This window comes from Candidatus Erwinia haradaeae (assembly GCF_900698925.1).
Taxonomy (GTDB): Bacteria; Pseudomonadota; Gammaproteobacteria; order Enterobacterales; family Enterobacteriaceae; genus Erwinia_E; species Erwinia_E haradaeae_I.
In genome coordinates, this window is sequence record NZ_LR217713.1 from 947356 (window position 1) to 969731 (window position 22376).

The 22376-nt window shown below is 29.1% G+C and carries 12 protein-coding genes; 8 read left to right on the top strand and 4 right to left on the bottom strand.

Annotated features, from left to right (window positions below; translation table 11 throughout):
- The first annotated feature begins 732 nt into the window (after nt 1-732).
- The 4 genes from rmuC (at nt 733) to ubiB (ending at nt 6690) form a co-directional block, all read left to right on the top strand.
- Nucleotides 733-2187: a DNA recombination protein RmuC gene (gene rmuC / locus HACICURV3402_RS02905; protein WP_157992814.1), complete on the top strand. Its 1455-nt coding sequence runs from the start codon at nt 733-735 to the stop codon at nt 2185-2187.
- A gap of 1457 nt (nt 2188-3644) precedes the next feature.
- Nucleotides 3645-4406, top strand: a complete 762-nt coding sequence (gene ubiE, locus HACICURV3402_RS02910; RefSeq protein WP_157992815.1) for a bifunctional demethylmenaquinone methyltransferase/2-methoxy-6-polyprenyl-1,4-benzoquinol methylase UbiE — start codon at nt 3645-3647, stop codon at nt 4404-4406.
- An 11-nt stretch (nt 4407-4417) separates the two neighbouring features.
- A complete protein-coding gene (locus HACICURV3402_RS02915) occupies nt 4418-5023 on the top strand; it encodes an SCP2 sterol-binding domain-containing protein (protein WP_157992816.1) in 606 nt (201 codons plus the stop codon).
- Nucleotides 5020-6690 (top strand): ubiquinone biosynthesis regulatory protein kinase UbiB, encoded by a 1671-nt coding sequence (gene ubiB, locus HACICURV3402_RS02920; protein ID WP_157992817.1) that lies wholly within the window; start codon nt 5020-5022, stop codon nt 6688-6690. The genes HACICURV3402_RS02915 and ubiB overlap by 4 nt, the downstream gene beginning before the upstream one ends.
- A gap of 2370 nt (nt 6691-9060) precedes the next feature.
- On the opposite strand, the gene bioD is transcribed toward ubiB, so the two are convergent.
- The 3 genes from bioD to HACICURV3402_RS03380 form a co-directional block, all read right to left on the bottom strand.
- A complete protein-coding gene (bioD, locus tag HACICURV3402_RS02925; protein WP_157992818.1) occupies nt 9061-9756 on the bottom strand; it encodes a dethiobiotin synthase in 696 nt (231 codons plus the stop codon).
- Nucleotides 9757-10631: 875 nt separating this feature from the next.
- On the bottom strand, nt 10632-11381 hold the full coding sequence (hda, locus tag HACICURV3402_RS02930) for a DnaA inactivator Hda (protein ID WP_197730411.1): 750 nt from the start codon (nt 11379-11381) through the stop codon (nt 10632-10634).
- Nucleotides 11382-12317: 936 nt separating this feature from the next.
- Nucleotides 12318-14489, bottom strand: coding sequence for a hypothetical protein (locus tag HACICURV3402_RS03380; protein WP_232037522.1), 2172 nt, complete (start codon nt 14487-14489; stop codon nt 12318-12320).
- A 1756-nt stretch (nt 14490-16245) separates the two neighbouring features.
- Between HACICURV3402_RS03380 and metK the strand changes: the two genes are divergently transcribed.
- From metK to queE, 4 genes are all read left to right on the top strand, one after another.
- Nucleotides 16246-17406, top strand: a complete 1161-nt coding sequence (gene metK / locus HACICURV3402_RS02940; RefSeq protein WP_157992819.1) for a methionine adenosyltransferase — start codon at nt 16246-16248, stop codon at nt 17404-17406.
- Between the two features lie 295 nt (nt 17407-17701).
- Nucleotides 17702-19207 carry a leucyl aminopeptidase gene (locus HACICURV3402_RS02945; RefSeq protein ID WP_157992820.1) on the top strand — a complete coding sequence of 502 codons (1506 nt, stop codon included), beginning with the start codon at nt 17702-17704 and terminating at the stop codon, nt 19205-19207.
- 150 nt (nt 19208-19357) lie between these two features.
- The gene (locus HACICURV3402_RS02950) at nt 19358-19813 is read left to right on the top strand and encodes a DNA polymerase III subunit chi (protein WP_157992821.1); all 456 of its coding nucleotides are present in this window, start codon (nt 19358-19360) and stop codon (nt 19811-19813) included.
- A gap of 230 nt (nt 19814-20043) precedes the next feature.
- The gene (queE, locus tag HACICURV3402_RS02955) at nt 20044-20715 is read left to right on the top strand and encodes a 7-carboxy-7-deazaguanine synthase QueE (RefSeq protein WP_157992822.1); all 672 of its coding nucleotides are present in this window, start codon (nt 20044-20046) and stop codon (nt 20713-20715) included.
- 391 nt (nt 20716-21106) lie between these two features.
- On the opposite strand, the gene queD is transcribed toward queE, so the two are convergent.
- Nucleotides 21107-21463 (bottom strand): 6-carboxytetrahydropterin synthase QueD, encoded by a 357-nt coding sequence (gene queD, locus HACICURV3402_RS02960; protein WP_232037523.1) that lies wholly within the window; start codon nt 21461-21463, stop codon nt 21107-21109.
- Nucleotides 21464-22376: the final 913 nt, after the last annotated feature.

Consider the following 22376-nt stretch of genomic DNA (forward strand, 5'->3'; position numbering starts at 1 on the left):
TGTATGGTTGTATAATTTAAAATTATTTATATATTATTAATATTAAGCTTTCTTTAATCTTAATACAAATAAAAATGCTGTAACTATCTCGTTATATAAATACCTTTGAAAACCTACACTAATAAAATATCGCATATAAAGGCATATCAGATAAAAATAAATAGACACTTAAAATACATACAAAAGATCAAATAATTAAAATTCAAGATATATTACGTAATTATAGTTTTCTATAACAATCTGAATTGAATGTTATCTTTCGATAGAATCATATTCTACTAACCTTTCTTGGCATAAGACAATACAATAGATCCAGTAATATACTAAACCTAATATCACTTTTTTCTCACTATAAAAAATACTAAATATATTAATATTTTAAAAATTTCCAGTACTCCTAATTTGATTATTAAGAATAATAATAAAAAAATTATACATATCACTCTCCATTAACGTCATATAAAGACTCACCCACCAAAAAAAATGATCAAATATACATAAAACTTAATCTTAGTAAAAAGATTACATAAAATTATATACAACATGATATTGTGCGCGATAAAAATATTAAATCTAAATTTACATAAGTAATTAACTAGAATTTATATAGATCATACATGCGTTCTCAACGTCATGTCTACACGCAAAATCAGACTATATTAAGTCATGTTCTTCAATTAAAATCTAAAAAAAATTTAAAAAATATTAGATACTAATAAAATATACTCAAAAATGAACAATATAACTAAATATGATTTTATATATATTTTATCGGCAACCATAATAGGTTGGATCTGGACCTCTATCCATTATAAATTCCGTCTATCCAAAATAAAAAAGGAAAAACTTCTTTATAACGAAAAGATTCAATGTAAAAATCACGAACTGAATCAATTACAAGAGCAGATAGAGAAACACATAATTCTTCAACAAAAAAAAGAACAAGAATATGACGTACTGTATAATTATTTAGAAACTACTAGAGAAACAATAGATAATATTGAGCACTGGAAAAATGAAAATGAAAAACTAAGACATGAAAAAGATTGTCAAATAGAAATTAATAACGCCCAAAAAGCCGAACTACGTGAAATTACAGCCCGTCTAGAAGAAACAAGAACCTTCAATGAAGAAAAAAATAAACTCTTAGCACGCAATGAACAACATTTCAATATGCAATTTGAAAATCTAGCAAATCGTATTTTTGAAAATACCGGACATCGTATTGATGAACAAAATAGAAACAACCTACAAAGTTTAATAACACCACTACGCGAACAACTCGAAGGATTTCGACGTCAAGTACAAGAAGGGTTAAGCCAAGAATCGCGAGAACGCCATACCTTAACTTATGAGATTCACAATCTTCAAAAACTTAATGCACAAATAACTGAAGAAACGCTCAATTTAACTCGAGCATTAAAAGGAGACAACAAAACCCAAGGAAACTGGGGAGAAATAGTTCTCAGTAATATTTTAGATGCCGCTGGTTTACGAGAAGGTTATGAATATGAAACTCAAATCAAAATTCAAACAGAGGACAATGGACACTTGCAACCAGATATTATTGTTCACATGCCTCATGAAAGAGATATAATAATCGATGCAAAAATGACGTTAGTGGCCTATGAACGTTATTTCAATTCAATTGATCCCATCCAACAAGAAAAAGCTATTAAAGAACATATTATTGCGATTCGTGGACATTTAAAACACCTGCATAATAAAGATTACCAATCACTACCAGGCATACGCTCTCTAGATTATATCTTAATGTTCATTCCAATAGAACCAGCTTTTCTACTTGCGATTAATAGAAAACCCGAGCTCATTACTGAAGCGTTAAATCAAAATATTATGCTAGTAAGCCCAACCACTCTTCTAGTTGCATTACGCACTATCAACAATCTGTGGCATCATGAAAACCAAAATCGTTATGCCCAACATATTTCTGATCGCGCTGCACGTATGTATGATAAAATACGCTTATTTGTAGACGACATGTGCAGCATTGGGGATAATCTATGTAAAGCAGAACATTGCTATCAGCAAGCTATGAAAAAGTTATCAGAAGGACGTGGAAACTTAATTGCCCAAGCTGAATCTTTTCGTCAAATGGGTGTTGAAATAAAGCGACCAATCCATAAAAAAATAATAGAAAAATCATTACTTATAAAAGATAAATAAAACCATAAACCACACTAATGTTAGTGATCTTAATTAATATGAATATATATCATAAGACATTCCTAGTATGGTAAAATATATAATATAATATATAAATATTATTATTTAATTCTAACTGTAAATGAATTAATTATATACAATTCATTCTGATCTCACGCTTAATTATCTAAATATAAAAAACCTTTCTACTATCTATTAATCTAATAAAAAAAGTAATCAACATACCATATATTTACTTAAGAATAAACATATCGACTAACTAACGTAGGTAACCCAATAATATATTGTCAAAAATCTAATAAAGCTTAGATATATTATTTTAATAAAAATAATATGATTATATCACGATATTTATCTTTATACAGATAAATATATTAAAATACTTTAAATAAATGAAAGTATCTCATTTTAATATCTTTATGAAAGAGAAAATGGAGCAATTATAAATATTTTTAACTAGATACAAATAGATGATGTAAAGAGGATTACCTATCCTCTATGGGATATATTCATACACCGTTATCCATATTATAAATATAATTTCTTCTGACATCAGAAAATATCAAACATATTTATCAGAACTTATTCTATATTATACAATATATATAGGAATCTCATCTACTGCAGTTCTCTAAAAAGAACTTAATCATGCACACTATACAAAATCCTTTTATATGAACAATCAACCAAGTCTTCTCATCATACGTTGAGTGATTACTTAACAATCTCACAAAATAAAAAATTATAGTAATTAAGAAGAATCAAGACAGTTAATTTTTTTAAACAACTAATGTTTATACAAAAAATAAATAGATATTCTCTTCTACAAAGAGCTCTGCATAAATTAAAAAAATAAAATAAAAAATTAAATATCTCATACTTAAATTCATCTATCTGTCTATAATCAAAAGAGGTATAATTAACAAAATTGGTAATGAATAACTCAATTAATCTTATTAAAAATAATTTTAACTCTCAGTATTTTGTCTTCATGCTGAATTCAGAACACCTATCTTTTTATACCGGATAACACATACCATAACACATTATTATCTCCTTAAATAATCTCTGAATTAGAGCGTTCTACTTAAAAATAATTAAATCAAATATATATTTAACTTTCGTCTAGAAAGAACTATATTATTATATATCCTATGCTCTAAATATGTGCTATCAAATGATATACTTATCTAAAAAATGTAATACAGAAAATGATAAAACTCTCAATTAATTCAAAACTGTATTCACTTGATAAAAAATTAAAACGTTTCTTAATACTGTAGGCGTACACGCAATCGCTTACGATATGTTATACTAGAAAACCTTTAAAAATAATCTAAACAATACATTCTCTAAATACATTTTAAACTTCAATAATTTCTATAACCATCATCAAGAATTAGAGATCTATATCCATAACCATGCACTTAGAATAAATTTCAATACTTGGGGCGCATATGAAACAGAATAATACATCTAAACAGAGTACTTACTTTGGTTTTCGCTCCGTCATGAAGGAAGAAAAAACTCATTTAGTCACTAATGTATTTCATTCTGTTGCGTCTAAATATGATTTCATGAACGATCTAATGTCACTAGGTATACATCGAATATGGAAGCGCTTGGCTATCAAATATAGTAATGTACAACCAGGTCAACGCGTACTTGATTTAGCAGGGGGAACAGGTGACCTAACAGAACAATTTTATTACTTAGTCGGAAAAACAGGCTTAGTTGTGTTAGCAGATCTTAATAGTTCAATGTTAAAAATAGGACGCGATAAATTACGTAACAAAGGCCTGATTAGTAAAATATATTATGTACAAACTAACGCGGAGGCCTTACCATTTCCAGACAATTTTTTTGACTGCATCGCTATCGCATTTGGCTTGCGAAATATAACTGAAATAGATACAGCGCTACGATCAATGTTGCGAACCCTTAAAAAAGGGGGACGCCTGTTAGTGCTAGAGTTTTCTCACCCAAAATGCACAAAACTACATAGATTATATAATCTATACAATTTACACATCCTTCCTTGCATTGGAAAAATAGTAGCACAAGATTATCATAGTTATCGTTACCTAGCAGAATCTATTCAGATGCACCCTAATCAAGAAACACTTAAACAAATGATGATTGATATTGGTTTTCAGGATACTACATATAAAAACCTAACAGGAGGCATTGTAGCACTACATTGCGGTTTTAAATTCTAAAAAGGATAAACATGAGACTATCTACACTATATATAGTCATACTGGAAAAATTTTTAACTATAATCCTGCATTATCAGAAGGCTCCCCAAGCTATTCAAAAAAGTCTTAAAAATAAGACTATATCTATAGATCTCTTTGAAAGAATACCACCAATTACTTTGCTATTTAATGAAAAAGAAATATTTATATTTACCGACTGGACTGACATAACAAACTGTAAGATAACAATCCACTACACAGTTTTTCTAAAAATACACAATTATAAAAATCTCATCAGACTAATTCAGGACGGAAATCTCGAAATAGAAGGTGATATAGAAGTCATCCAGAATATTTGTTCTTTAATGTATTCTATACCAAAAAATCAAAAAAAATACATAATCCTATTGTTCTACAACCTTACTAAAAAAATTATTCACCACCTTAATAATCAACTATCCCATGAGATCTGGCATACTATAGAATATAAAAAAAGATATTTATTTGAAATCCTCATGGAAGAATGGAAGCTAATTCCTAACCCATTAGAGTTCGTTTGGTTTATAAAAGAAATGAATGCGCTCATATATTCATTAGATGCTCTACACAAAAGAACAGCGCTTTTGGAGGAGAAATGACCTACGGTGAGTTCCGCCGTATCTGTCTAATTATTCGTATTTGTTTTCATTATAATCTAGATGATCTCATCCCTTTAGAATTTGCTTCTCGAGTATTAAGATTGTATCGAAGATGTCTATTTTGGATACCCAATCAATACTTAAGCCAACCTCAAGGTGTACGATTACGTTTAGCTTTAGAACAATTAGGCCCCATATGGATTAAATTTGGTCAAATGCTATCTACGCGTCACGATCTATTGCCCACCCATATTTCTGAAGAACTGATGCTCTTGCAAGATAGCGTAACCCCATTTGATGGTCTCAAAGCGCGACACTTAATTGAATGTGCCTTAAATGCGCCTATTCATACTCAGTTTAATAACTTCAATATCACCCCATTAGCTTCCGCCTCTATCGCTCAAGTGCATACCGCTACACTGAAAAATAACGGTTGTGAAGTAATTATAAAAATCATTCGACCTGAAATTCTACCCCTTATTAAGGCTGATTTAAAACTTATCTATCGACTTGCATTATGGATTCCACACTTTATACCTTCTTTTCGTTCACTTCGTCTAGTAGAAGTAGTGCATAACTATGAAAAAACCCTTCTTAATGAATTAAACTTATTACGTGAAGCGGACAATGCTATGCGCATGCGTCGTAATTTTAATCATAGCCAAGTATTATATGTACCAAAAATATATCCAGAACTATGCACTAAAAACATTCTTGTGATGGAGCGTGTTTATGGCATTCCAATTTCTAATATTGTTATGTTAATTCAATATGGTGTTAATTTAAATCTTTTAGCTGAGCGAGGTGTTCATATCTTCTTTACTCAAGTATTTCGCGATAGTTTTTTCCATGCAGATATGCATCCAGGTAATATTTTTGTAAACTATACACATCCAGATAATCCTCAATACATTGGAATTGATTACGGAATTGTCGGTACTTTACAAAAAGAAGACAAACGCTACTTGGCAGAAAATTTTCTAGCTTTTTTGAATCGTGATTATCGTAAAGTAGCAACGCTACACATAGACTCAGGATGGGTGCCACCAGGCACTGATATAGAAGATTTTGAATTTGCTATTCGAAGTATATGTGAACCTATTTTTAAAAAACCTTTAATAGAAATTTCTTTTGCACAACTACTAATTAGTTTGTTTAATATAACACGATCTTTTCACATGGAAATCCAACCACAATTAGTTCTTTTACAGAAAACATTGCTGTATGTAGAGGGGATTGGTAGACAACTCGATCCCAACCTAGATTTATGGAAGACGGCTAAACCATTTCTGGAGGACTGGATTCAAAATCAAATAGGTATCCTTGCAATACTACAAGATTTAAAAAATAAAATTCCAACATGGGCATCAAAACTACCTGAATTACCAGATCTTTTTTATGAAAACCTTAAACAAAATAAAAATATACACAATCGTATAGATGAACTAGCATCAAATCTATATTATGAACAAAATAAACAAAAAAAATCATATTGTTGGTTTAGTCTTAGCCCTATACTACTTCTTAGTAATATCATTTTACTTTTCTTATCTTCAGAGTGGACAACGCTTTCCATTGGACTCATCATGTCTGGATGGATAACATGGTTAATTGGATGGTGGATCAACGCAAGACCAACTCGGGCACCTAATAAACTAGATTCTTAACCGTTAATATTAATTGAAATATCAGTATAAGAATAATTAATAATTATTATATAAATAAAATATTACATACCCTGAATATATAATCAATAAAAGATGTAACTAAAAAATTATCTGTTTCCTTACATAATATAAGGAATATGCTTTTATTTATCTTGATGGTAAAACTATATGATTCTCTATCTCTTACCATGAATCATAATAAAAAATTACTCATTGATCTTCTGATCAACAACTAATTCTAATATAGAGATAAACAAAGAAAACTGTAATAACAACCTAGAAAATATATAGATACTCTGATAATAGATTTTAAAATTATCTTGAATAAAATATAGGACCTTAAAAATCTCAGATCAGATAGTATATAATATTAAAAAATTTTTTATTAAAAAATAAATATATATGAGACATTTATATTATGAATAATGATTATGTTTAATTTAATAAATTAAATAAATATTATTTATAAATTAATTATTTTAATATAGTCTAAAATAAAAATAAAACCATTCATAATTGATCAATTTTTACATAAAAAATAATACACTCATAAAAATCCTCTCGTTACTAAACTATATTACCAGTCATTTTAAAAACTTTTTTCTATATATTATCAATAATAATATATTAGTATCTAACATTCCTTTTATTTATAATAAATATTATTTATCATATTAATAATTAACTTTTATATTCTATTTATAATATATAACTATAAATATCTACTAATCATTTATAGAGAAGGACGAAACAAGTATACTATTGTAATAAAATAATCACATTTACTTGACCATCTCTCCTTCAATTTCATATGCATATATATAAATATTTTATACTTCTGTCTTTAATTATGTAAAATGACGACAATACTTATTTCATATTGTTATTATTTTAAAAATATATTCCATATATTATACCATAATAATATTTTATTGAAATACAATTGAATAATAAAGAATAAAAATTGATAAAATAGTTACTAAAATAATAAATAATTATTCTATATATTTTAATTAAAATATAACAAATAAATAATATTAATAATATTAAATATGTTTTGTAATTTTATTATATATATTGCCACTATAACAAACTTAACAATAGTTTTATATATACATTAATTACTATAAATCAATATATACTTATTCCTGTCTTGAATTATATAGATTTATAATAACAGAATAAAATTTATTTGAATAATAAAACTATTAATTTTGATCATATATATCTTTCAATTATCTATTAATCATATTTATGATTATAAATAAAAATAATATTATCAATATAATTAATAAAAATATACGATAATATCTTATTGTAAAGATAATAATATATATTAATTAATTATAATCTGTTCTCTTGTCCTAAAATATTCTATAGTAGATCACTGTTATAGATATCTGAAATACAATACATATACCGTATCTTAAAGAAAAAGAAAATACATCACACGATAAAATCCAATACAGGTATGTATAATTCTATGTCAACTGAATAGACCAACCAAAAAACACTGAATAGACCAAAAAAGAATGATTGTAATCATTCTTTTTTGGTCTATTCAAAAATAAATGAAAAAAAATACAATATGAAGATAATAAAATTTATTTTCTCTAGAAACTAGTAATTAAACTAAAATTTTTAAACAAAAATCAATAAAAAATACCGAAAAATAAAATACATGAAATCCATAAGAACTTCTTACGCATCGGTTTTATAAGAATTTCATCCTTTACCCGAAATATAAAAGCTAACAATAATAAAAACATTAAACAGATAGTTGTCCCTTTATTAAATATCCTATCAAGTATACGCAAAATTTTTATAAAATAATGTCCAATTTTTTAAAAAATAAATCAACTGATACGATATAGATAATCTAAAATACAGGTCTCTACTATCTCAGTAATATGAGATTATACAATCAAAAAAATAAATTAAACTATTGCAGTGTTTAAGGTGATATTCATAAAAATAAATATGACATTATTCATTTTATCATATATCATATTAATGATAATATTATTTCCTATTCAAACACTTTAATTTATATCATAATAAAAAATTAATAGCTTATTTTATATCATAACATACAATTATATAATATATAAAATTCTTTATTATCATTCTTTATTGTATTTATTCATCACGTTTTTATTTTATAAATATATAATATAATCACTCTAACATAGATATAAATATGAATATTTTAAGATAAAATAACATTTAAAGAGAAACCTTATTAGAAATAATCTGTTAAAAAACATATATATAATATATATCAATCCTTTCTTACGAATAAATTATAAACCTTATAGGATATAAGTAAGTTATTTAAAAAAATATATATTTTATCCACTCATCATAAAATCATCTAGCTAAGATAATTCTTCTTAATAAAGAAAAGTTTAAATAGTGACCAAGTTCTCTCTCCTCAGATCTTCTTAAGTATGGAATCACTCCTAACAATGGAACATCTAATCGATTTGTTAAATCTATTATGTACTCTGATGCAAACTGAACAGATGGCAGAGGATGATTAGCAATCCACCCCACTAACCGCAAACCTGCTTGATGAATAACTGCAGCTGTTAAGAGTGAATGATTAATAACACCAAGCTTGATGCCCGAAACTAAAATAACCGGCAATCGCTCATATCTTACCCAATCAGAAAAATCTAATTCTTCTCCTAGAGGGGTTAGCCATCCTCCTACTCCTTCTACTACCACTAAATCTGAAATAATCCCTAGATCTGTTAATCCTTTAGATAACAGGTTTATATCAATATTTTGTCTTTCTATATGACATGCAATACTAGGTGAGGTAGGAGAGGATAAAGCAAATGGATTCACTTGGTTATAATTAAGTGAAACATTACTATTAGCGATTAACGCTAGTGCATCTTTGCTCCTAGCACCATGCGGTGTTAGTACACAACCAGAAGAAACTGGTTTATATCCAACCGAACGATATCCATTGCGAACTGCAGATTGTAGAAGCGCACAAGATGCTAAAGTTTTTCCAACATTTGTATCCGTTCCAGTAACAAAAACATACTGACCCAAATAAGAATACCTCTTAAAAATAAACTTCAGTTAATTATAAATCAAATAAAAAATATATGCACATAATCCTTACTTCTGTATTCTATCTGACTAAATAAAAATTAAATACAATACTTCCTCTCGATTATGATGATCTAGTATATAATCTTAATTTTTACTATGACTCACAATCTCAAACACAATTATACACTAAGTTAATTTCATATCATAACAATAGTCTCTATTAGATTGGAAAATTCCGAGTTATACTAACACCAGAGACCTGCTAATCAGCTTCAATATCCTTATACGGATGCTCTTCTAGCATCACTACGTCAACTTAATCTTTTATATTAATTTATACATACTTGATGAGATGTTTTCTCAGAATCAATTGGATTAACGCTTCTTCTATTAAATACTAAGTTTTATATTGATAACAAAAAATAATAATCCAGTAGAAACTATTAGATCCCGCTAATAATTGATCTGCTAAATAAACTAACAAGTTTTAAACTATAATCAATATCAGTATATACCTGGATGTATCAACACTAACAATCTATAAGCTACTCATAGTATACTATTAAAAATATATAACACTACTAATACATTACCTTCTCTTTAAAAAAGAATTATTATCAAATAAGTATCAAATCATGAATCAACTAAAAACTTTCATCTTTCTAATATCAAATCTAGATCCTATGTCTCCTGTAAATAATCCATAATAGATAAACCTAATCATTATAATTTAATTGCTTCTAAAAAACAGTAATTATACTATAATATATACATTAATATCTAAAAATTACCATCTACCATCAATACCAATCTTCAATATTATACGATAATTAGCTTATAAAGTAAGATATAAAATCCAGAACTACTAACACTTAAAGGGCTAAAGTTCCTTTAACAAAAGGAATAGTGAGTTTTCTCTTAGCACTGATTGATGCTTGATCCAATTCATTCAGCATGATAAGAAGCGTGCCGATTTCACGATCCAGTCGTTTTAACAAAAAACGACCCACATCTTCCGGCAATTCAAAACCGCGCAGCTGAGCACGTGCTTTTAATGCCTGCAATTTATCCTCATCTGATAAAGACTGCAACTTATAAATCTGACCCCAATCTAAACGAGAAGCTAAATCTGCTAATTTAAGATTTAACTGACGAGGCGGACAATCTCCAGCAATAAATAATCGTGTTTTTCCTGTTTCTAAAATACGATTATACAAATTAAAGACCGCCATTTCCCATTCCTCATCACCAGCAATACACTCAATATTATCAATACACACTAAAAATAAATGCTCCATACCATCTAAAACTTCTGGAATAAACCAAGCCCTCTTATCTAAAGGTACATAGCCTGCTGTCTCTCCGTATTCGGAAGACTCTGAACAAGAAGCATGTAATAGATGACTTCGCCCTCCTCTTTGACTAGACCAGAAGTAAATATAACTACTATTACTCTGTGTTAAAGAACTCCTTAATGCATTTAATAGTAAACTATTTTCTCCTACCCAAAAACTAGAAAAAGTACTATCATTGGGTAGATGAAATGGAAGCAAAAGCTGTGCCGGCTTATTCAGAATCACCTCGGCGCTTGGAGCAGGAAAAAGATGTAATAATTCAAACATAACTAACGGTAGACGCCTTAACTCTCAGAAATAAAAAAACTAAATATTTTATATCAAATTCTTGAAAAGAGAAAAACTAAAAGTATAAGCTATCCATCTAAATAGTATTTAAATAGCTACATACATCTCTTTCTCCTTTAATCTTATTGTAGTTAATTTATCTCTTAAATATAAACATAATCAATATATATTATATATAAAAATTAACTAATATCCGCTCATATTAATGAAATAATATTTAATACAATAAAAATTGTATTGATCTTTGATTCAGAAAAAAGTTGCACCAAAAAATTTTTTTGGATTATAACGATCCACAACTTCTTCTTTTAAATTATTATTAATTAGAATTTTAATAATCCTAAATAACCTAATAATAAATCTTAAAATTTCCATTATAGTATATTACTAATAATATCTTCCTAGATAAGAGAATTATTATATATTGCAATCTAATATATCAATATTTATACAATCCTTTTCCTCTTTAGTCAGCATGCATTCCTTGAATTTTTTGAATCTTCTTAGAGAAAAACCCCAGACCCGTTCCTTTATAAGAGAACGGGGCGCCTTACTTTTATCCAAAAAAGGATATAGTTTCTCTTGGTTTTAATAGTCAATTAACTATATCATTACTAATCTATAGAAAAGTCCATAAAAAAATTGACATCTAATATCAAAAAAAATCATAATTATATTAGACTTTTTTATATAGATACATGGAATAAAAAAATACTAAACATATCTATAATTTATTCCTCTTCTTTCAATCTTGCATAGATGTATGTTAAAGATATATAAAAATAGTTTTATATATAATTACACAACGTAGATCAATGAAAAACCTCTCATTGTAATTAGAATGCAATATATTACAAACTATTAATCTAACTAATTAATTAAAGATTGATATCAAAGATAGTATATTTTCTAATGTTAAAACTTACTAGTAAGACCTAAAGTAATCTTCAAGGTTTCATTACCTAATTTTTTTTGATTAAGCGAAGTAAGAAATGATATAGAACCATTTTTATTGAAAATATATCTAACTCCAGTCTTTAATATATACTGTGTCTTCTTAATATCCATTTGACTTTGTAACGCACCTATCGCATTCACCATAGAATCAGAGATCAAATCACTATCTTTGATAATATTCTCAATTTTAATACCAGATATCCATGTTAAAGATGGTGAAACTAGAATCCGAAGATCCATCCCTACATCGGATCTACAATTTTCATAATTAATCTTATGGTACTTCACAGGAAAACTTAATTTCTTATCTTCTTGATAAGAAGAGCGAGATAAGTAGTCATACCGTAAACCTAAGTGCCAAAAAAATGCAATATTTTTATTAAAAATCGATTGACCATTCCCCCATTCCATAGACGAACTAAACCCATTTAATTTACTATTGCCCTTTCCTTGTTCAGTGTGAGACAAAGCAGAACGACTAATCCCTATCCCATTCTCTATGAATGAAACAGCAGGACGAAAATAATGTTCTCCAAAACCTAATGGAGAATGCATATCAGCATAAAACCCAACCCCAAAATTATTCCCATTAATTTTATGACTATTATGTGGAACATGAGGGAAAAAATTCGTAATAACACCCCCCAAAGATAACATATCGGTTATACCGTATCCTAAATTAACTAGCGGAGCCATATCCTTAGATATTAAATTAGACTTATCTGAATTAATTAACCAACACCAATTCTTATCAGAAACTACACACCCTTTCTGCAACTTAGCTAAACTTTGTTTTTGTAATGTCATTAATACAAACGCGTCTCTCACTACCTGATTCACGCTATCACGCGTATTCATAAGATCAATTAATGCAGCCGTAGTAGTATGATCTGATACACTATTTAAAGCTGGTTTAATAGGTGACGAACTCGATGGCGATTTATCTAACGCAAAACGAGGGATTCTAAGTATAAATGAATGACTCTTATTATCATCATCAATCGAGTCACCTACAGCTATCTTTCCATCAGGAGATAGTAATGAAACTTCAGAAGTTCCAGAATCATCCTTGCACAGTGTGCCTAAATCAATCTTATTATCCCATTTCTCGCCAGACCAGATAGCTGCATGTTTCTTACCATTAGTTGCAGTAGCATAACCAGCTGCTATTTTTCCATCAGATGATAATGAATATACTTCAGATGATCCAGTATTATCACTTTTAAAAGTACCTAAATCTGTTTCAGTTGCCCAGTTCTCACCAGACCAAATAGATGCACGCTTGTTACCATCAGGTTTAGTAACATAACCAGCTACGATTTTTCCATCAGATGATAAAGAAAAAACCTCAGAAGGAAGCAATTTATCACCTTGAGGTTTAGCTAGTAATTTACTCATAGACCAATTATCACCAAACCAAATAGTCGCGTTTATCAATTTGGCCGATAGCAAACGATATCCTCCCGCCACTTTACCATCATAGGATAACGCGGACACTTTAGATCCTTGAGAAAGAGACACATTTTTATCTAAGTCTATAGCGGTAGACCAATGATCGCCAGACCAGATAGTCGCATAAATATAACCAGATCTAAAACTAGAGTGCCCTCCTGCCACTGTACCATCGGCAGACAAAGCAGATACTTCAGAAACAATCCTTTTACCTGTACTCACCTTTTCTACATCATATACACTTCGCCAATGATCGCCATACCAAATCACTCCATGACGACCACCTGTCTTATCCGCAGCATAACCCGCAAGTATTTTTCCGTCCTTGGAGCTAGCTGAAACTCCAGCACCAGTTGAATAATGATAACCCAAATCACCTAAAATAATTTGATTGGCCCAATGGTCTCCCGTCCACACTACTGCTTTTTTAAAATCAGAATTAGGTGGCGTATCCCCCCCCATTACGGAACCATCAAAAGAAATGGCATAGATCTGTGCAGCATCTAGTTCACTTATTGACTTTGAGATCATTTTTTTATCTACAAATTCTATCTCATCTATTTGCGCACAAACCGAAACAGAGGTACCAAAAAAAACTAAAATCAAACATAATTGACTTATTCGTACATTAAAAATATCAATTATCATTTGAATGATTTTCATTTTAAGATTTTTCATAAAACGCTATTTCCTTCAGAAGTCTTCATAAAATATAAAATAACTATGATGACTCTTATAATTTACCAATTATAGTAAGAAATATTTCTCTATAATTTAAATTCAATACATCTACATACCACTAATAAAAAATGAATATCACATAAATCACTTGATATCATCAGCATCAACTTTAAAATATTACATAACTTAGTCAATTTAATCATCCTTACCTACTATATAAATAATAAAAATATTAAATCATCTTCTAAATTTATCATAAAAAACTCTCATTACAAAATTCTGAAAATTTAAAAAATTAAGACTATAAAACCTCAAAAACCACAATAGTGATAATTTCACCTAATAGCGATAAACCTACTCTTAAAAATATCAGACCCTATATAACTAAATATAATATTTATTATTAATATAATATGAACAGAATTTAACTAACAATGAACTGGTATGCAGAGTAGCCTAATTAACATATCTTCTACGATCCTTGCTTAATCTCTATCTTCTCAGGGTTTTCTTTGTTAAAACTCTTTCAAGCTTACCCAACTCCTAAGATATTTGTATTAAAATATAAAAATAAGAGATAATTATTATATTATCATTAGAAAATCAAAGTAGAATCATTGTCTACTTTAAACACTAGATCTATCAATATAAATTAATATATTTATTAATAATATATTTATTAATATAGATTAATTATTCTATTATTTTTTTAAATCTTTTAATTAGTGTGAAACTGTACATTAAAAGAATAAATATCTATCAAACTTAATCCTTTAAATACTTACTGCTCAATTAATTATGATATATTATATATGATAAAATTAAGTCAACATCTCTTACCAATTACTCATTAATTATGGTATGACAGTTTAAAAAATTAAAAAACCTATAAAATATTACAAAAAATAATACCGATTCTATCGATTTAACTACCTGAGAAATATCAAATATTAATTTTTTAAATAATTCTGATGACTCTACAATTTTCTTCGTGAATGTTATAAAAAATGATTGATAAAGTAGACATATCATAATACAAATCATGTCACTTGGCCCAAAACTTACTATTTTGAATCACATTCATCTTTTTTCTAAATGAATCTCAAAGCTGTTACATAGATTCATTAACCATAATAATAAATTTTTCAATAGATATATTCTTTTTTATACAAACTGAACCAAAATACATACAAAAATATAATGTCATTACAATGACTTCAAGATAAGTCAATATATATCAAAGACTTATAAATTAATTATTGAAATCATATCCATTATATTCTTCTCGATCTTTCATTATCTGACCACTCTCCCTATATCAAGGTGATTAAAGATGTGATAAATTATATCTTATAATATATAGTAAGATGTGGATTATAATTACCTCAAAAAAATTGAAAATATCTTTTAGAATTAAATGCAACCAATCTCTTTGGTTCTCTACATACAACCATTTATATTATGTATTATGATTGGATCAAAAATACACCTCAAAGTAAACTTAAAATATATTGCTAGATAGAAAAATCTAAATATAAAAAAATTATGTAATTATAGTGTTATAAAATAGTAAATAACATTTGCTACCACATATGTTTTGTATATTTTTAGTTAGTGTCAAGCTCTTACATACCTCTTAATATAAGATGACTCATTTTAGAACATTGTACAATACTTAATAATCGAGAATATAAGCTATACACCCATAAAAATATGCTTAATGAAATACTGTAACGCTCAGGGTAACAACAAGATGGCAAAACACTTTTTTACATCCGAGTCTGTATCAGAAGGACATCCTGACAAAATTGCTGATCAAATTTCAGATGCAATACTCGATGCTATTTTAGATCAAGACCCACAAGCCAGAGTTGCTTGTGAAACTTATGTAAAAACTGGAATGGTTATGGTTGGAGGTGAAATATCCACTAAAGCATGGGTAGATATCGAAGAAATTACCAGACAAAGCATACGAGATATAGGATATATACATTCCGACATGGGATTTGATGCCAATTCCTGTGCAGTGCTGAATGCTATTGGTAAACAGTCATCAGATATTAACCAAGGTATTACTCGTCCAAATCCAAAAGAACAAGGAGCAGGCGATCAAGGTCTGATGTTTGGATACGCTACCAATGAAACAGACGTATTAATGCCAGCACCTATTACCTATGCTCATCGACTTGTCAAACAACAATCTGAAATACGTAAAAGCGGTCGATTACCATGGTTGCGTCCAGATGCAAAAAGCCAAATTACTTTTCAATATGAAAATAATAAAATTATTGGTATTGATACAGTTGTTTTTTCGACTCAACATGAAGACAATATTTCACAAAAAGAACTTAAAGAAGCAATCATAGAAGAAATTATTAAACCCGTCCTACCATCTAGTTGGACAAATAATCATATTAAATACCATATTAACCCAACAGGCCGTTTCGTGATTGGAGGACCCATGGGAGACTGTGGGTTAACTGGACGTAAAATTATCGTTGATACTTATGGAGGTATGGCTCGCCATGGTGGTGGTGCTTTCTCAGGAAAAGACCCATCAAAAGTGGATCGATCTGCTGCATATGCGGCACGTTATGTAGCAAAAAACATTGTTGCCGCAGGTCTAGCAGAGCGATGCGAACTACAGATTTCTTATGCTATCGGTATCGCAGAACCTACTTCCATTATGGTAGAAACATTTGGAACTGGTAAAATTAAAACCGAACTATTAATCTTTCTGATACGAAAGTTCTTTGATCTTAGACCTTATGGTGTAATCGAAATGCTAGACCTACTTCACCCAATCTATCGCGAAACAGCTTCGTATGGTCATTTTGGTCGTGAACACTTTCCATGGGAAAAAACTGAAAAAGCATCTGAACTACGTGAAGCTGCTGGTCTTAAAAAATGTTAGATACACATTTGTTCTTAACGAACAAAACTTAAAAATCCAAAAAATAAAATATCTCAATATAAATAATAAAAAGTGTAGTATATATTCTACACAGAAGTAATCTAAGCTTAAAAAAATTATAGATTGACATATTTAGTTAAAAAATATTTATTACAATATTTATATATTAATACAATATTTATATATTAAATAGAATACTTATTAAGATCAAATCTTAAAATTCTTCAAGACTATCCTTTCTATATACTAAAGCTATAGACAATACTGAAACCACAAGATATATTTAGGAGAATATATGGAATTTAATGTAAAAATCAGCACAGTTGCAAAACAACACAATACCTCCTCCATCGTTGTAGCCGTATTTGAATCGCAAAAACTTTCATCAAAAGCTGAAGAACTAGATACAATTAGCAATGGTTATCTTACTTCCCTATTGAGCGATGGCGCAATAGAAGGAAAGATTGGACAAAGTCTACTCTTGTATAACATACCAAATGTTCTTTCTAAACGCATTTTACTGATTGGCTGCGGAAAAAAACATGAGATAGATGATATAGAGACGTATAGAAAAATAATTTATGCAATAATTAGCAAGTTAAATGACACTGCATCAATTGAAGCAGCTCTATTTCTTCTAGAACCAGATATGTCAGAAGATAAAGTTTACTGGTCGATTCGCCAAGCAATAGAAGCTATTCATGAAGCATTGTATGACTTTAATCAATTTAAAAATCATACGACTAAAACAAAATGTGTACTCCAAAAAATTACCTTTAATGTCTCTAACAAGCGTGAACTAACTACTGGAATGCAGGCTATGCAACATGGTCTAGCAATTGCAAAAGGGATTAAAATTGCTAAAGATCTAGGTAATATGCCACCTAACATCTGTAATTCTTCGTACCTTACCTCTCTTACTAATCACTTGGCTGAAACCTACAGACACCACATAAACACCTATACTGTGGATGAAAAAGAAATGAATGCATTAGGTATGAATGCCTATATTGCAGTAGGATCTGGTTCAAAAAATAAATCTCTTATGTCAATCATTGAGTATAAAGGACATCCAGATAAAACAACTAACCCAATAGTTCTAGTTGGAAAAGGAGTAACCTTCGATAGTGGTGGTATCTCCCTAAAACCAGAAAAGAATATGCATCACATGAAATATGACATGTGCGGAGCAGCATCTGTATATGCTGTAATGAATATATTAGCTGATCTTCAAATCCCTCTTAATGTGATTGGAATTTTAGCTAGTTGCGAAAACATGCCCGGAAGCTCGGCCTACCGCCCAGGGGATATACTTACTACTATGTCCGGTCACACAGTTGAAGTTCTTAATACTGATGCCGAAGGACGTTTAATATTATGCGAAGCATTAACTTATGTTAAGCGTTTTCATCCAGACATAGTAATTGATATCGCCACTCTAACTGGTGCCTGCGTTATTGCCCTAGGAGATCACATGAGCGGCCTACTATCTAATGACGATCTATTAGCCAATGAACTTCTGAAAGCTTCAGGACAAGCTAATGATCCGGTATGGCGCCTACCAATAACTAAGGCATATCACAAACAAATTGATTCTAACTTTGCAGATATGGCAAATATTGGAAAGGGACAAGCCGGAGCAATTACTGCAGCCTGCTTTTTAGCTCGTTTTACAAAAAAATACCATTGGGCACATTTAGATATAGCTGGAACCGCTTGGGATTCTAAAAACAATACTGGAGCCACGGGTAGACCAGTATCTCTTCTATCTCAATTTTTATTAAATCGGTCTAACTTATAAGAATAAAAATCACTAAAAATTAACACCATTGACCACTTGAATAATCTATACAATTTATATTATGTATTAAATATGAACATTTAGACTCTAATTACATCATAAATAATCAATGGAATTATAATTTATTGATTTTACAAACAAGACAGTAGCATGACAAATGTAACTTTTTATCTATTACCACCTGAAAACTCATCTCAAGAAACAACAATTAAAGATAAACTTATATATTATCTTGCACACACAAATTGGTGCACAGGAAAACGCATTCTGATATCTTGTCCAAGCGAAAAAGAAGCTGTTAAAATAGATCAAGCTCTTTGGAATCAACCAACTTATTCGTTTGTACCTCATAACCTAGCTCAACAGGGCCCATCTTACGGTGCACCAATAGAAATAACATGGTCAAATCAAGTTTTTACAGGTCCACGCAACTTGCTTATTAATCTCTTACCATATCTCATCAATTCTTTTTCTGAATTCTTGGAGATAATAGATTTTGCACCAAATGAACAACCATGGAAACAGCTAGCACGTAATCGCTATAAAAAATATCAAAGTTTAGGATACCAGATAGATATTCAAAAGATACGATCAGAGCACATATAAAATAATACGTAGATTATATATCTAATTTGTTTATTACTATCATGTATAAAAAAACTCAAAAATCATCAATCAATAATAATATAGTTATCTAATCTACATTAGATTGTCTCTAAAAATCAATTTCATAACTATTTTTCTAAATAGTACATAAATATACTATATTTCACTCTTAAATTAATAATGCATACTATGATTATTATTCATCCAATTTATCACTCATTGAGTATAAAATGACATACCCAATCAATTCAATGTTTCAAACTTTACAGGGAGAGGGTCTGTATTCTGGTTGGCCAGCTATATTTATTCGCCTTCAAGGATGTCCTATACACTGCATATGGTGCGATACTAAATATAGCTGGAAAAAACTCTCGGAACGAGAAGTATCACTAGAATTTATTCTTAAAAAACAAACAAATACTAATCACTGGTGCATGGCAAGAAAAGAAATACTTCTTGATGTAATTTACAGACATCAATGGACAGCCAAGCACATTGTGATTACTGGTGGCGAACCTTGCTTACATGATCTAATACCACTCACCAAAACATTACAAAATGCAGGTTTTACTTGTCAAATAGAAACAAGCGGCACTCATTTGGTTCTTTGTACAAAAAAAACATGGGTTACAGTGTCACCAAAAATCAATATGAACAGACACTATCCAGTACTTTATGAAGCCCTAGTACGAGCAGACGAAATCAAGCACCCAGTCGGATGCTTAAGTGATATAAATGAATTAGACACCTATCTTCAAAAGATTAATGATAATAAACAACGTGTTATTTCATTACAACCCATTAGTCAAAAAACCAACGCCATACAACTCTGTATTAAAACATGTATTACTCGAAATTGGAGACTATCAATTCAGAGTCATAAATATCTTAATCTTGACTGAATATAAAAGAATGACAAAAACCAGATAAAAACATTAAGAAAATCACTTTAAACCCAATTCTCTTATCTTTTGTGTTTAGAAAAATAATTAGAACACTCCTCTCTTTATCTCTCGTAGATATTCCATATAGAGATTGCCATATCTATAAAAGTTTAAACTAAATTATTACAGAAAAAATTGAATATCGTCACTAATAAGACAACAACTTACTACTCTTTTCTCTTTAAAGAGAAGATCATCATATTCTAAGTATATAATTGTATAGTCGCATTCATAATCTAAAACCTAATGCACCCCATGCATTACAATCTACTAAATCTAACACTTTACTAATTAAAAACATAGTAATGATTAAGTTATATGCATAACTATTAAGATCTGAAATAAAAATTTAACCACGATAAACACATCCAGAAGTACATGTCTCTCGAACAGAGACTGCGCTTAACATTGGTAACAATACCTTCATTTTCATCCAAATCCATTTAACTAATAATTCACTAGTTGGATTTGCAAGACCTGGAATCATATTGAGATAAGAGTGATCTAACTGATCATAAATGGGTTGAAACGCACTTTGAATCTTGGAAAAATCCATTACCCAACCAGTATAAATATTTAATTCACCAGTTACTTCTAAACGAATTAAAAAAGAATGCCCGTGCAAACGACCGCACTTATGTCCTGCAGGGACATTGGGTAAATAATGTGCAGCTTCAAACTGAAACTCTTTAAATATACTATGCACCGCCACACCTAGTTATGATTAAAATATTTAGCTTCTAAACAATATCAATAAATTCTTAACAACGGCATTACCTTACTGTAATAACAGTACCAAATTTTTAAGTGAATCATCACACTTCCTAAAAAATATAAATTCAATTTTATACTTCTTTCTAATTCTGATGCCTTAATGGATCCATAAGATGGATAATATACTTAATCTCTACAGAAAATCATCTAACTGTTAATAATACAAGTTATTTTAACTTTAGCATGCAATAACAAACCAGAAAACAACGTAATATAAATCACTTATGAATGACTAAATATCTCATTATTTTAATTTTTCTATCAAAAGAATCAAAATAATAATAATCTCATCTACTATATTAGATGTATTAGAACCACTTTATTATTAGAACCACTTTATTAATGCTTAAAAGTCAAATCAATACCTCAATCCTATATTATAAAACAAACTGTATTTTAAATACTAACTCATCATTATAAACCTAAACCCACTTCTACAAAACCCATCAATTTATTAAAAGTTACTATCAGTTCTAAAAATAAAAAAAGTATATTATTCCATCTCTTCTCAGAATATTTTGAATAACAGAATCCACAAATTATATTAACTATATCTATATTGTATATATAACAAATCTTAAGCTCTAATCATACAATCCATATAGCAATTTTTAAATCTTACAAAACAATTAACCTCTACCCTTCTGTGTAGATCTACTACAATCATATACTGAAAATCTAACAATACACACTAGAAAATAATAACAATACTTCATTTAATTTTTTATATTATCCAGATACACCAAATTTATATTTTTCACTTTCTCATATTAAGAAAGGAATACTGATTCTACCTGGATGCATGCTACGATTTAACAGAGATATATAGACCCAGAATTAACCTT